Here is a 13,071-nt window from a genome sequence, read left to right as displayed (position 1 = left end):
AGCGGGTGGCGGTCAGTCGCCTCGGCGGGACTGCTCGTAGATCCGTTGCAGCACAGGGTCTTGAGACGCTCCGGGGCGACGTGCCGCCCGGTACGCCTCCGCCGCGGCACGGCGCTCGGCCATGGCCTGCTCGACTTCGCCGCTGCGGTCGGGGAAGTCGCCCAGCACGAACCTGGGGAACGCCTCGGCGAGCCGCAGCGCGGCCTCGACGGTGCGGTGCACCCGCGCGGTGTCGCGCCGGGTGGCCGAGCGGTAGGGCCACCACACGTGCAGCGCGTCACCGGCCACGGTCACGGCACTGAGCGGCGGCACGACGTCGAGCGCGATCGCCATCACGGCGGGGGTGAGCAGGGCCGCCGCGGTCGTCAGGTCGTCGGCGTGCACCGAGTAGCGGCCGGCGAAGTCGACGGACTCGGTGAGCCAGGCCGAGCCCGGGTCGTCGAGGTCGCGCAGCTCACGCGGCAGCCACGCCACCGGCGGCAGCCAGGTACCCGGCAGCCGCACCATGGCCCCCGCCCACTGGGGCGTGGTGCCCGCCGACGTCACCGCCCCCACCGACCGGACGGCGGCACCGAACGCCATCGCCGCGAGCAGGGCCGCGGGGGAGTCCAGGCCCGCGCTCGCGGGGCTGTCCGAGCGGTCGAGGTCGGGTTCGCGCGCCGTCACCGACAGGACGGCGAAGGCGGGGCGGGTGGTCGGGGACTGCGTGTCGGGCGGGCACCGCGCCAGCCACTGCAGCTGGCGCGACGACCCCTTCTGGTCGCCCAGGCGCCACGGGTGCAGGCGGGGCAGCGTCGCCACCGTGCGCAGCAGAGCGGCCTGGGCCCAGACGTCGTCCAGCGGCTCGCCCCGCAGCCACGCGCCGTCCCAGCAGGGATCGGCGTCCGGCGCGGTGGCCGGCCGAGCAGGTGTCGCGCACTCCTCCACAGCCCCCCCTCGGCACGGCGGGGCGTTGCCTTGAGCCGGAGCGGGCCCGTGAAAGGATGCCGCCATGGCAGCGCGCGTGCTCGACGGCAAGACGACCGCTGCGGCGATCCGCGCCGAGCTCACCGAGCGGGTCGCCGCGCTCCGGGCTCGCGGGGTGACGCCCGGCCTCGGCACGGTGCTGGTCGGTGACGACCCCGGCAGCCGCGCGTACGTCGGCGGCAAGCACCGCGACTGCGCTGAAGTGGGCATCGCCTCGATCCGCCGCGACCTGCCGGCTGACGCGACGCAGGCGGACGTCGAGCAGGCGGTCGACGAGCTCAACGCCGACCCCGCGTGCACCGGCTTCATCGTGCAGCTGCCGCTGCCGCGTGCCGTCGACCCCGACGCCGTGCTGGAGCGCATCGACCCGGCCAAGGACGCCGACGGCCTGCACCCCACCAACCTCGGGCGGCTGGTGCTCGACGTGTCCGGACGCGGCCACGCGCCGCTGCCGTGCACCCCGCGCGGCATCGTGGAGCTGTTGCGCCGCTACGACATCAGCCTGTCCGGAGCCCACGTGGTGGTCATCGGCCGAGGCACGACGTCCGGCCGTCCCCTCGGCCTGCTGCTCACGCGCCGTCCCGAGAACGCCACCGTCACCTCGTGCCACACGGGCACACGCGACCTGCGCTCGGTGGTGCGCTCCGGCGACATCGTCGTCGCGGCCGCGGGCAGCGCGGGACTCGTCACCGCTGACATGGTGCGACCCGGCGCGGTGGTGCTGGACGTCGGCACGAGCCGCGTCGTCGACGACACCGGCCGCAGCCGCATCGTCGGGGACGTCGCGCCCGAGGTCGCCGAGGTCGCCGGCTGGCTGGCGCCCATGCCGGGCGGCGTGGGACCGATGACGCGCGCGATGCTGCTGGCCAACGTGGTCGAGGCGGCCGAGCGCTCGCTCGCGTCGTGACGACGCCGCGGCTCCTGGGCCCCTGGCTGTTGCTGCTCGTCGGCGTGGCCGCCGCGGTCGTGGCCGTCGTGTCGGGCCACCTGCGCGCCGGCGGCTACCTGCTGGCCGGTGCGCTCGGCGTCACCGCGGTCGTGCGGGCGGTGCTTCCCACCAGCGCCGTCGGCGCGGTGGCGGTGCGCTCCAAGGCGGTTGACGTCCTGCTGCTCGCCGGTGCGGCCGGCGCGGCCGCCGTGCTGGCCGCCACGGTCAAGCTCACGGTCTGACCGTGGCGGCCGAGCCGCCGGACTGCTGGTGCCTCAGATGAGGCCGAGCTCCTGCACCGCGCTGCGCTCGTCGACGAGCTCGGCGGCGCTGGCGTCGATGCGTGCGCGAGAGAACTCGTCGATCTCCAGGCCCTGCACGATCGAGTACGTCCCGTCCGACACCGTCACGGGGAACGAGCTGATGACGCCCTCGGGGACGCCGTAGGAGCCGTCGCTCGGCACGGCCATCGACGTCCAGTCGCCCTGGGCCGTGCCCTGCACCCAGGTGCGCGCGTGGTCGATGGTCGCGTTCGCCGCGCTGGCCGCCGACGACGAGCCGCGCGCCTCGATGATCGCTGCGCCGCGCTTCTGCACGGTCGGGATGAAGTCGTTCTCGATCCACGCCTGGTCGTTCACGACCTCGGCGGCGTTCTGCCCGCGCACCTCGGCGTGGAAGACGTCGGGGTACTGGGTGGCCGAGTGGTTGCCCCAGATCGTCATCTTGCGGATCTCGCTCACGCTGGCGCCGGTCTTGGCCGCCAGCTGGGCGATCGCGCGGTTGTGATCGAGCCGGGTGAGTGCCGTGAACCGCTCGTTCGGGATGTCGGGGGCGTTGCTCATCGCGATGAGGGCGTTGGTGTTGGCGGGGTTGCCGGTGACGAGCACCTTGATGTCGTCGGCAGCCGCGGCGTTGAGCGCCTTGCCCTGCGCGGTGAAGATGGCGCCGTTGGCCTCGAGCAGGTCGCCGCGCTCCATGCCCTTGGTGCGCGGGCGAGCGCCGACCAGCAGCGCCAGGTTGACGCCGTCGAAGACCGTCTCGGCGTCGTCACCGATCTGGACGCCGGACAGCAGCGGGAAGGCGCAGTCGTCGAGCTCCATCACGACGCCCTCGAGCGCCTTCAGCGCCGGGGTGATCTCGAGCAGCCGCAGCTCCACGGGCGTGTCGGGCCCGAGCAGGGCACCGCTCGCGATGCGGAACAGCAGGCTGTAGCCGATCTGGCCGGCGGCGCCGGTGACGGCGACCTTGACGGGGGTGGTGCTCACGACACGCTCCTCGGTGGGTGAAAGGTGGCGACGCCGACGATAGTGGCCGTCAGCCGTCCTGCTTCTCGCGGGTGAAGAAGGAGATGCGCCCGTCGGACTCCAGGACGGCGAGCTTGACCTGGTCGATGCGCTCGATCCCCTTCTCGCGGGCCGCTTCGTACAGGTCGTCGATGCTGAGCCGCTCGGCCTTCATGGCGGTCATCTGCGGCTGGCCGGCGTTGACCACGACGATCGGCGCACCGTGGACGATGGGCCGCACCTTCGGGAAGTGCTGGTCGACCCAGGACAGCCCCACGGTGGCGACCGTGAAGACGGACACGGCCAGCACGGCGCCGGTCACCGAGTAGTCCTGGCCCGTCACGCCCTGCTGGACGAGGTCACCGAGCACGACGTACATCACGAGCTGGAAGCTGCTCATCTCGCCGAGCGTCGCCTTGCCGGCGGCGCGGGTGACGAACCACAGGAAGACGAACATGATCGCCGCGCGCACGACGGTCTCCATCGGATGCTCCTCTCGCTGGGGCCGCTGCGGCTCAGGGCAGCAGCAGCGTGCGGGCGTGCAGCCGCAGCCGCTCCTGGCCACCCGTGATGAGCTTGATGGTGGCTGTGCGGCCGATCTGGCTGGTCGGCTGGATGTAGGCGTCGAAGTCGACGACGAGGGTGTCGCCGGGCGGCGGCGAGAACTCCAGGTAGACGTACTCGCCGTCGGCGGTCTCGGAGTCCGGCGAGGGGTGGAAGCCCTGCGTCTCGTAGATGTCGAACATCGACCGGCTCACCGCGACGGTGACCAGACCCTCTCCGAAACCGCCGGGGTGGCGGATCACGAGGTGCCACGGAACGTCCCAGCCCGGCCGGGCCACGGAGGCGTACGTGAAGTCGGCGCGGTAGCCGCTGCCGGTTGCGTGCACCGTGTGCGAGCGCACGCCGAGCAGGCCGATGGCACCGGCGATCACCACGGCCCACAGGGCGATGACCGAGGCAGCGCGCCACCGGCGGTTGCGCTGGACGTCGTGCGCGTCGCGCACCGGGCGCAGGGTGCTTCCGTCGTCCGTGTCGGTCCACGGCCGGGCAATCGGGTTCGCGGGACGATGCGCCGACTGCTCAGTGCTCGTCATGGGGTCATGATCGGACCGCTGTCGTCGCCCCGCCACCGGAGCGGGCCCGCCGGCTGCCTGGCACCAGCCACCTCCGAGCCGATATCTTGACGTCAAGCAATCCCCCCACGAGAGGCACTCCCATGGCGAAGATCAAGGTTGCCGGGCCGGTCGTCGAGCTCGACGGCGACGAGATGACCCGGATCATCTGGCAGTTCATCAAGGACCGCCTGATCCACCCCTACCTCGACATCGACCTGCGCTACTTCGACCTCGGCATCGAGCACCGCGACGCCACCGACGACCAGGTGACCATCGACGCGGCGAACGCCATCAAGGAGCACGGCGTCGGGGTCAAGTGCGCGACCATCACGCCCGACGAGGCCCGCGTCGAGGAGTTCGGCCTCAAGCGGATGTACGTCTCGCCGAACGGCACGATCCGCAACATCCTCGGCGGCGTGGTGTTCCGCGAGCCGATCATCATCAGCAACGTCCCGCGCCTGGTGCCCGGCTGGACCAAGCCGATCGTCATCGGCCGTCACGCTCACGGCGACCAGTACAAGGCCACCAACTTCAAGGTGCCGGGCGCCGGCCAGCTGACGATCACCTTCACGCCCGAGGACGGCTCGGAGCCGATCCAGCACGTCGTGGCCAACTACGGCCCCGATGGTGGCGTCGCGATGGGCATGTACAACTTCAACAAGTCCATCGAGGACTTCGCGCGGGCGTCGTTCTCGTACGGCCTGCAGCGCGGCTACCCGGTCTACCTGTCGACGAAGAACACGATCCTCAAGGCCTACGACGGTGCCTTCAAGGACATTTTCGCCGAGATCTTCGAGAACGAGTACAAGGCCGACTTCGACGCCGCCGGCCTCACCTACGAGCACCGCCTCATCGACGACATGGTCGCCGCAGCCATGAAGTGGGAGGGCGGCTACGTCTGGGCCTGCAAGAACTACGACGGCGACGTGCAGTCCGACACCGTCGCGCAGGGCTTCGGCTCGCTCGGGCTGATGACGTCGGTGCTCATGACGCCCGACGGCAAGACGGTCGAGGCCGAGGCGGCCCACGGCACGGTCACGCGTCACTACCGCCAGCACCAGGCCGGCAAGCCGACGTCCACCAACCCGATCGCCTCGATCTTCGCCTGGACCGGTGGCCTGAAGCACCGCGGCAAGCTCGACGGCACGCCCGAGGTCACCGGCTTCGCCGAGACCCTCGAGCGGGTCTGCGTCGAGACGGTCGAGAGCGGCAAGATGACCAAGGACCTCGCGCTGCTCATCGGTCCGGACCAGCCCTACCTGACGACCGAGGAGTTCCTCGCGGCGCTCGACGAGAACCTCGCGGCGGCGCTCGCCTGAGCACGGGCGGTCGGCCGACCGCGGCCGGACGCGCAGCGGCGCGGTGTCCCCTCAGGACGCCGCGCCGTTGCTGTGCGTCACGCGTGGTCACGGAAATGCTCCCATGGGACTAGTCAATTCAAGATAGTCCCTCTACCCTCGGTGCATGCATGCTCTACCCAGGGTGATTCTCCGTGTCGCGTTGGCCCTCGTTGTGGCGGCCAGCGGGATCGTCGCCGTCTCCGCGCACGCGCCGGCTCAGGCCGCCGAGTCGCAGACCTACCTCAACGGCTACGAGGTCCGCGTGGTGCAGGCGATCAACTACCAGCGCTCGCGCCACGGGCTGCGGCCGCTGGCCTACACGTCGTGCCCCGACTCCTACGGTGAGCGGTGGGCACTTCGCCTCCGCACGTCGACGACGCTGTACCACCAGTCGATGTACACGGTGATGCGCGGCTGCCGGGCCACCATGGCCGCCGAGAACATCGCGCGGGCGCGCATGTCCGCACCGAGTCTGGTCGCGATGTGGATGCGTTCGCCGGGCCACCGCGCCAACATCCTGAATTCTCGGGTGACCCAGGTCGGTGTCGGCACCCAGTGCGCGTCACTGTGCACGACGGTGGCCGACTTCATCCGACGCTGACGCGTCGGCCATGATGGGGCCGTGCTGCGCCTCGTCTCCGCCAACGTCAACGGCATCCGCGCGGCGGCCCGTCGCGGCGGCCTCACCTGGCTCGCCGACGCTGCACCGGATGTCGTGACGCTGCAGGAGGTGCGGGCGACGGCACAGCAGCTGCACGAGGTGCTGGCGGACAGCCCGTTGGCGGGCTGGCACGTGGCGCACGCCACCTGCGACGCCGCCGGCCGGTGCGGCGTCGCGGTGCTGACCCGGCACGAGCCCGCGCACGTCCGACACGGCTTCGGGCACCGAGAGTTCGACCCCTGCGGCCGGTGGGTGGAGGCCGACCTGGCCACCGACGCCGGTCCTCTGACCGTCGTGTCGGCGTACGTGCACACGGGCGAGGCTGGCACGTCGCGACAGGTGGTGAAGCAGCGCTTCCTCGCCGCCGCCGGACGGCGCATGGCCGCCTTGCGACGCGAGCGCGACCACGTCGTCGTCACGGGCGACCTGAACGTGGCGCACCGCGAGGTCGACCTGAAGAACTGGCGCGGCAACGTCGGACGCGCGGGGTTCCTGCCCGAGGAGCGCGCCTATCTCGACCGATGGCTGTCGACTCGCGGCGGGTACGTCGACGTCCACCGCTCGCTCGCCGGCGACGGCCCCGGGCCGTACACGTGGTGGTCGTGGCGCGGCAAGGCGTTCGACTCCGACGCCGGATGGAGAATCGATTACCAGTTGGCGACGCGTGAACTGGCAAACCGGGCACACAGGGTCACGGTCGGTAGAGCGCCGTCATACGCTGAGCGCTGGAGTGATCACGCACCGGTTACGGTAGATTACGAAATGTGACGGCGGATGGTGTTTTGGCCTGCCTGCATGGTCGGAACGGCGTGGTGGCACGTGGTTGTTTGACGACGAACGTACCCATTAGGACTTTGGCTGGCACGTGCACTAGCGCACGTCAACGCTGGAGCCACGGTGTACTTCGGCGCTCATAGCTGGCTGCAATCTCATCGATCTTGCTCCACGCCATACCGAAGGGCCATGCCCCGAGCCTGCTCGAGAGACCGAGCGGTTGGGAACACTCGCACCGCAGACCGGCCGATGTGCCGTCCTTCGGTCCGCTCCGCGGTCAAGAGCAGCAAGATCCATTTACGCAGCCCTGCCACTTCCCGGCCGTCGAAGTCGTCGCCTGTGCTGTCGTCCGCCGCCAGGCTGCACTCCTCATCCCACCACCACTCCGGCAGTCGACGACCCTCCAGGGCCTGGGGCCAGCCTTCTGCCATCACTTCAACAAACCGCTGCCAACACGGCTCGAACGTCCGGTCGAGGGCCGACGTTGAGGGAGCCCGCCGTCGGCGGGCGGGGTAGGCGTCATCTACGAGACTATAGTCTCGTAGATGACGCGCGTCCTTGTCCGTAGGTTCAATAGGTGCAGCCAAGGCGTGATGAGGAGTTCGCCAAGGTTGTAGTCGACGTACTTCGCGAGGCGCGTCTCGCACGCGGTTGGTCGCTCGAGCGCCTTGGTGACGAGGCAGGTCTGCACAGAACCAGCATCGGGTTGATCGAGCGTGGCAAGCGTCGCATGACGCTCGACGTGGCAGCTCGATTGGCCTGGGCCGTCGACATGAGTCTGTCCGAAGTGGTAGCCGCGGCAGAGGACCGCCTGCTCCACGGGTGAAGGTTGCTAGTCTCCTTTAGCGCCGCAAATGCGTGCGGCTCGGTGTGGACGTCCAAAGGGGGACATTCGCGTGGACAAGATCACCAAGTCGCTGGTGGCTGAATACGCCCAGTCGGAGGATCTGGCTGGGATGGACGAAGCCCGGCTGTTTGAGCGCTTCGCTGCCTATTCGATCCTCTCGCCGAAAGTGCACGACACGTTGGCAGTGGACGATGTCTCCGTCGGCGACGACTCCACACCCGGAATCGACTCGGTGGCCGTGATAATCAGTGGCACAGTCGTGGCCACGGTCGATGATTTAGAGGCGATCCTAGAGACCCACGGCTACGTCGAACCCGACTTCTACTTTATTCAAGCCAAGACGAGTCCCGAGTTTGACGGAGCGAAGATTGCGAACTTCGGGGAAGAAGTGCGCCTATTCTTCGCCGAGGACTCCGTTCCACCGCGACTCCGACCGGCGAAGGACATAGCAGAACGCCTATTCGGGCTTGGCGCGAAGTTGAAGCGCAATCCGGACTGTCATCTCTTCTACGTCACAACTGGTCGCTGGGCGGACGACAGAACACCCTCGCTGCGCCGTGACGCCGCGCGTGATCGGCTCGCAGAACTATCGCTGTTTCGCGATGTAACGGTAACGCCAGTCGGGGCCGACGATGTTCAGCGTCGCTATCGAGCTATCCAGAATAGTGTCAGCGTTAGCTTCGAGTTTCGCGATAAGGTCACACTGCCAAGGATCGACGGTGTCGATCAGTCCTACCTAGGTTATCTGCCAGGCTCACAGTTCCTGCGCATCGTCACTGATGAGGCCGGCGACCTTCGGCGTGGAATCTTTGAAGACAATGTCCGTGACTTCCAAGGGGAGAGCAACGAGGTCAACGATGGCATTCGGCGGTCGATTATTGAGGCTGCGGATCGGTTTGCCGTCCTGAATAACGGGATTACGATCGTCGGCCGTCAACTCCGCACGACTGCGAATGAGTTCACGCTCGAAGATTTCCAGATCGTGAACGGCTGTCAGACGTCCAACATTCTCTTCAACTTGGCAGACTCATTGGATAAGGTGTCAGTTCCAGTGCGCCTGGTGATCACACAAAGTGACGAAATCGCTAATACGATCACTGCAGCAACCAACAGTCAGACGAAGGTTGCAAAGGAAGACCTATACGCACTTCTGTCCTTCCAGAAGAAGCTCGAGGACTACTTCGCCACTTTCGAGGACTCGAGGCGGTTGTACTACGAGCGGCGCTCACAGCAGTATTCAGGTATGTCCGGCGTACCTCGGTATAAGATCATCACACGTGCGCAGCTCGTGAAGGCCTTCGCATCGGTATTTCTCGATGAGGCACATCGGGCCACCCGGTACTATTCAACGCTATATACCCAGGTTGGTAAGCGAGTCTTCGATGATGACCACAAGCTCGAGAACTACTATGCGAGCGCACTAGCGCTGTACAAGCTGGAATCGCTGTTCAGGGCGCAGTCCCTGGATCGAGCGTTGCGGCCGGCCCGCTACCACGTCCTGCATGCCGTGAGGCATCTGGCACTCGGTGATCAGGTGGGTCCCATGAATAGCAGAAGGCAGGAGAAGGCAGCAGAGGCGTTCAGCCGAGTGCTGTGGGCGGACGATGCTGCCGGCGACCTCTACCGCCAGGCGGGCGAAGTCGTGCTAGAGGCTGCTGGCGGCTCCGAGTTGACCCGCGACTTCACGAAGCAGCAGTCGTTCACGTCCGATGTGACCCAGATCGCGAAGGCACGGAGGGGTACGCGAGCGGGAAGGGGTTGGTGGATCGCGCCTATGAAGTGACCTGGGCATCCTGTGGCCCTTAGAGCACTTCGTCGTCAAGACGTCGTCTCGCTGCCTTTGCATGCTCGGAGGGTGTATCACCGCCGTCGAAGGCGGGCCGCCATCGGATGATCGACCCCGGTCAATACGAGCTGATCATGACCACAACCGCCGCCCAGGCCGCCTGACCTCAACTGTCAGCCGTTCGTGCAGCCCCCCCCGTCTTCGGGGCCCTCGCACGGCCAAAGCGACTTCGCGCATACGACCGACGTCCCTCGAGTATCGCTAACCTGCGGATGTGCCATCGACTCCGCCACTGGGACGCGCCGACAATGAACCGGATCGGCACAAACGGAGACACAGGCGGGCAACCGCACCAGCGGGCCCACCCAGGGGCCGCGCCCCGAGCGCGAAGACGCTGCAGCCTGTAGCCACAGAGCGTTCAACACTCAGCCCGCGCGTTGCCAATAACCAGCCGTCTCGGCTATGGGCGGCTTCGCCAATCGTATGCGCCCTCCTCGCGCTATTCTTTGGCGCAATGGCCGGACTGGCAATCTCTTTCTGGGCTCAGGTGTGGTGGGACCCGCACGAGAGATTCCGTCCGATTACCCAACTGATGCTGCAGACGGGATTGAGTGCGATCGCGATCGCTGCATTGATTATCATCTCCCGTTGGCTCGCCGATGCCTTCGTCGTGTTTTCGTGGGCCCTCGTCGGCCTGAGCGGCAGCATGATCTTCGGGCTGCATGACAGCGCGAGGACCCTGCCAAATAGCAGCGCCCTTCCCGTCATTAGTGTCAGAGTGCCAAGGAAAGAGCTCTCCAAGTGGTCGCACGTTGACATTGCCGCCCCGCCGTCGGTCCGAGTTCAACCCGACGGCAGCCTGGAGCTAAGGGCCATCGCTGGGTACCTGCACGTCGAATGGACAGTCGTGGGGGCAGTGCCTTCGGAGGTTCCGCCGACTTGTCGCATGGACATACTGGATCTCCCCAGTCCCGTAGCTACCGTCGTTTGTCCCGCGGACGGCGAGAAGATCCGCGTTCCGGTTTCCAACTCATTCTTCCGCACAGGAGACTACGAGACCGGGTATGGCGTTCGTATGTCGGAGGGGCCGGGAAACTCAGCGTGGGCTTCATTCGACGATGTTTCCCGGGAGGCGCAGGGCGCGATGCGGAAAGGAACGGTCGTAGAGTTTCCAACATGGGGTCTGAGTGAGAAGAACCAAGCATCTCCACGCATCGTGAGAGGCGTCGGTGTGAACCGGGGGGATACGTTGACGTTCGTGGCCAGCGAGCAGGCACTCCCCGATTGGGACGCTGCGATAGCCGTCACTAACGTGAATGGCCAGCAGGTGGGAAACGCATTGCGTGACCTCAGCCTGATCGTCCTTGGAGGGGCGGTGTCCCTGCGATTTAGGTCGCGTCGGCGCCCAAGCTCGGGGACGGCAACTGCTGCAGCGCCTACATCAAGGACTGGATGACCGTCAGGCGAGCCGGCAAACGAAGAGCGAACGTATGGGTCCTTGACGGGGCAGACGGAACCAGAACGGAACGCCTCCACCCCCTGAATCGTCGCCTGTGGCGGTGCTGCGGCATGGCATCCTGACCACGTCAATCAAGATCAGCTGGTCGCATAACTGCCTGGTAGCAGTGCCGGCAAATAGGGCGGATTTTCTGCGAGCGACATTATAGTGGCATGGATTGTCCGCGCACCGCCACCTAGGTTCAACGTGTGCCAACCCGTCGTGACGAAGACTTCGCGAGGGGTATAGCCCAGGTACTGCGAGAGGCCAGGCTGGCGCGAGGGTGGTCGCTGGAGCGGCTCGGCCAGGAGGCCGAGCTCCACAGAACCAGCATCGGGCTCATCGAGACCGGCAAGCGCCGCATGACCCTCGAGGTGGCGGCACGGCTGGCGTGGTCCCTGGGCTTAACCATGGCGGAAGTGGTCGCGAGGGTCGAGGCCGACGTTCTAGACGCTGATGACTGACGGCCCCTGGTTGACGACAAGCCAGCGGGAGGGGTTCTCCGCTCCCAAGCCTGCGCAGGCATCGTTGCAAAGCGGTAAGCGTGCGTGACTATAGTCATTGCCGTGGCAGAGGCTTCGGCGATGCGGCGGGCGGGGCAGGACATGAGGACGGCCAATGAGTAGGGCCAACTCGGTCTACCCGTCAACCCCCTACCAGCGGGCTGCCGAGGCGCTCGCGGACGTCGCGGAAGACGTGGCTTTTACGACGGCCGGCGACGGGCTCTCCGTAGCGGAGCGGGAGCGGCTCCGGGACGCCTGGCAGGCCTTTGTCGATGTGGCCGCGGACTTGGAGGGCGAGGGCTAGACGCCGTCGTTCTCCTCGGCGAGCTCCGCAAGCGCTGCCAGACCGCCGTCACGGACTGCCTCGACCGCTCGACGCCAACTACTCCATGCGCGATGGATCTCTTGATCGAGGTCCGATCGGAGTGCCTGTGTCCGCGCTCTATCCAGATCCGCGCTCGTCGCGAACACACGGGGGACTGGGTCCGCAACGTGCTGTCCTTCGAGGGCCTCGCCCAGAAGTAGCTTTCTGATCCACAACTTCTCCGCCGCCACCGTCCCGGCCCTGCTGTCGTCGACGGACGCGTGCAGCGCCACGCAGTCGTCGTCCCAACTCCACTCAGGCCAGCGCCCCTCCTGGATCATCCAGAGCACGGCCTCGGCCATGAAGTGGTGGTACCGCGCCCAGGCCTCTTCGAAGGTGACCACCGGCGCGTCCACTGCCGCCCAGTAGTCACGCCCGTCAGCCTTGGTCTCTCTGACCCAGCGAGTGGGGGCGGCCGGTGCTGGGTGGCATGCCAGGAAGGCCTCCACGGCTGGGTCCGGCCTCCGGCGACGCCTATTCACCCAACGAGACTATAGTCTCTTGTTCTTGGCGGGAAGTGTGGAAGAGCGAGCTCGGGGCGACGCGACCTGAGGATTTGAGTCGGTGTGGGGCGGCCGCATGTGTGCCCGTAACACCCCCTGGCATGGGCTGCGCGGCCGCCGTGATCAAGATCAAATCGCGCATTTACGCAGGTCAGCGTGTAGTCGACGTTTGGTGAGATAGCGGAGGTCGTTGGACAACGACGCGGGGTGGCGGATCGACTACCAGCTGGCGACGGCGGCTCTCGGCGCTCGAGCGGTCAAAGCCGAGGCCGGGCGCGCGCACAGCTACGCCGAGCGGTGGAGCGACCACGCCGCGGTGGTGGTCGACTACGACGTTCACCTGGTCGCGTAGGGCTCTACTCGCGCCTGGGTGCGACCCACTGCCGCACGAGGCGGTGGATGAGGTCGTTGGCGCGGTGGGGCGGTAGCGGCTGGTCTGGTGGGTCTGGTGGGTTGCTGCCTGGTGGGCCTGGTGGGCCTGGTGGGTTGGTGTCCCAGAT

The 13,071-nt window shown here is 67.2% G+C and carries 15 protein-coding genes; 10 read left to right on the top strand and 5 right to left on the bottom strand.

Features of this window, described 5'->3' with window-relative positions:
• Positions 1 to 12: 12 nt before the first annotated feature.
• Positions 13 to 927, bottom strand: a complete 915-nt coding sequence (locus ASD06_RS07645) for a hypothetical protein (RefSeq protein WP_056675255.1) — start codon at positions 925 to 927, stop codon at positions 13 to 15.
• A gap of 64 nt (positions 928 to 991) precedes the next feature.
• On the opposite strand from ASD06_RS07645, the gene ASD06_RS07640 reads away from it, so the two are divergent.
• Entirely contained in the window at positions 992 to 1,873 is an 882-nt protein-coding gene (locus ASD06_RS07640) for a bifunctional methylenetetrahydrofolate dehydrogenase/methenyltetrahydrofolate cyclohydrolase (RefSeq protein WP_056675252.1), read from the top strand.
• Positions 1,870 to 2,136, top strand: coding sequence for a DUF3017 domain-containing protein (locus ASD06_RS07635; protein WP_056675249.1), 267 nt, complete (start codon positions 1,870 to 1,872; stop codon positions 2,134 to 2,136). The genes ASD06_RS07640 and ASD06_RS07635 overlap by 4 nt, the downstream gene beginning before the upstream one ends.
• Before the next feature lie 33 nt (positions 2,137 to 2,169).
• On the opposite strand, the gene ASD06_RS07630 is transcribed toward ASD06_RS07635, so the two are convergent.
• The 3 genes from ASD06_RS07630 to ASD06_RS07620 are packed head-to-tail and all read right to left on the bottom strand — an operon-like array spanning position 2,170 to position 4,274.
• Entirely contained in the window at positions 2,170 to 3,159 is a 990-nt protein-coding gene (locus ASD06_RS07630; RefSeq protein ID WP_056675246.1) for a malate dehydrogenase, read from the bottom strand.
• Between the two features lie 49 nt (positions 3,160 to 3,208).
• Positions 3,209 to 3,661 carry a DUF421 domain-containing protein gene (locus ASD06_RS07625; RefSeq protein WP_056675243.1) on the bottom strand — a complete coding sequence of 151 codons (453 nt, stop codon included), beginning with the start codon at positions 3,659 to 3,661 and terminating at the stop codon, positions 3,209 to 3,211.
• A 31-nt stretch (positions 3,662 to 3,692) separates the two neighbouring features.
• Complete coding sequence (locus ASD06_RS07620; protein WP_157371586.1) at positions 3,693 to 4,274, bottom strand: hypothetical protein; 582 nt, start codon at positions 4,272 to 4,274, stop codon at positions 3,693 to 3,695.
• A gap of 122 nt (positions 4,275 to 4,396) precedes the next feature.
• Between ASD06_RS07620 and ASD06_RS07615 the strand changes: the two genes are divergently transcribed.
• The 7 genes from ASD06_RS07615 (at position 4,397) to ASD06_RS07580 (ending at position 12,008) form a co-directional block, all read left to right on the top strand.
• Positions 4,397 to 5,614 carry an NADP-dependent isocitrate dehydrogenase gene (locus ASD06_RS07615; protein WP_056675242.1) on the top strand — a complete coding sequence of 406 codons (1,218 nt, stop codon included), beginning with the start codon at positions 4,397 to 4,399 and terminating at the stop codon, positions 5,612 to 5,614.
• Between the two features lie 163 nt (positions 5,615 to 5,777).
• The gene (locus tag ASD06_RS07610; RefSeq protein ID WP_162248056.1) at positions 5,778 to 6,236 is read left to right on the top strand and encodes a CAP domain-containing protein; all 459 of its coding nucleotides are present in this window, start codon (positions 5,778 to 5,780) and stop codon (positions 6,234 to 6,236) included.
• A gap of 21 nt (positions 6,237 to 6,257) precedes the next feature.
• Complete coding sequence (locus ASD06_RS07605; protein ID WP_200941960.1) at positions 6,258 to 7,064, top strand: exodeoxyribonuclease III; 807 nt, start codon at positions 6,258 to 6,260, stop codon at positions 7,062 to 7,064.
• A gap of 583 nt (positions 7,065 to 7,647) precedes the next feature.
• A complete protein-coding gene (locus ASD06_RS19975) occupies positions 7,648 to 7,896 on the top strand; it encodes a helix-turn-helix transcriptional regulator (RefSeq protein ID WP_082537825.1) in 249 nt (82 codons plus the stop codon).
• 70 nt (positions 7,897 to 7,966) lie between these two features.
• Positions 7,967 to 9,700 (top strand): AIPR family protein, encoded by a 1,734-nt coding sequence (locus ASD06_RS07590; protein WP_056675230.1) that lies wholly within the window; start codon positions 7,967 to 7,969, stop codon positions 9,698 to 9,700.
• A 1,710-nt stretch (positions 9,701 to 11,410) separates the two neighbouring features.
• Positions 11,411 to 11,665, top strand: coding sequence for a helix-turn-helix domain-containing protein (locus ASD06_RS19970; RefSeq protein ID WP_056675226.1), 255 nt, complete (start codon positions 11,411 to 11,413; stop codon positions 11,663 to 11,665).
• A gap of 154 nt (positions 11,666 to 11,819) precedes the next feature.
• Entirely contained in the window at positions 11,820 to 12,008 is a 189-nt protein-coding gene (locus ASD06_RS07580) for a hypothetical protein (protein ID WP_056675223.1), read from the top strand.
• On the opposite strand, the gene ASD06_RS07575 is transcribed toward ASD06_RS07580, so the two are convergent.
• Complete coding sequence (locus ASD06_RS07575; RefSeq protein WP_157371585.1) at positions 12,005 to 12,517, bottom strand: hypothetical protein; 513 nt, start codon at positions 12,515 to 12,517, stop codon at positions 12,005 to 12,007. The genes ASD06_RS07580 and ASD06_RS07575 overlap by 4 nt on opposite strands.
• Before the next feature lie 244 nt (positions 12,518 to 12,761).
• Between ASD06_RS07575 and ASD06_RS18835 the strand changes: the two genes are divergently transcribed.
• Positions 12,762 to 12,923 carry a hypothetical protein gene (locus ASD06_RS18835; RefSeq protein WP_157371584.1) on the top strand — a complete coding sequence of 54 codons (162 nt, stop codon included), beginning with the start codon at positions 12,762 to 12,764 and terminating at the stop codon, positions 12,921 to 12,923.
• Positions 12,924 to 13,071: the final 148 nt, after the last annotated feature.

Origin of the sequence: Angustibacter sp. Root456 (assembly GCF_001426435.1) — a bacterium.
Classification (GTDB): domain Bacteria; phylum Actinomycetota; class Actinomycetes; order Actinomycetales; family Angustibacteraceae; genus Angustibacter.
This window is presented reverse-complemented; position numbering and strand designations above follow the sequence as displayed.

Coding starts and splice junctions, on each gene's coding strand:
- ASD06_RS07640 (WP_056675252.1), top strand. CDS start 992: ATGGCAGCGCGCGTGCTCGACGGCAAGACGACCGCTGCGGCGATCCGC.
- ASD06_RS07580 (WP_056675223.1), top strand. CDS start 11,820: ATGAGTAGGGCCAACTCGGTCTACCCGTCAACCCCCTACCAGCGGGCT.
- ASD06_RS07620 (WP_157371586.1), bottom strand. CDS start 4,274: ATGACGAGCACTGAGCAGTCGGCGCATCGTCCCGCGAACCCGATTGCC.
- ASD06_RS07625 (WP_056675243.1), bottom strand. CDS start 3,661: ATGGAGACCGTCGTGCGCGCGGCGATCATGTTCGTCTTCCTGTGGTTC.
- ASD06_RS07615 (WP_056675242.1), top strand. CDS start 4,397: ATGGCGAAGATCAAGGTTGCCGGGCCGGTCGTCGAGCTCGACGGCGAC.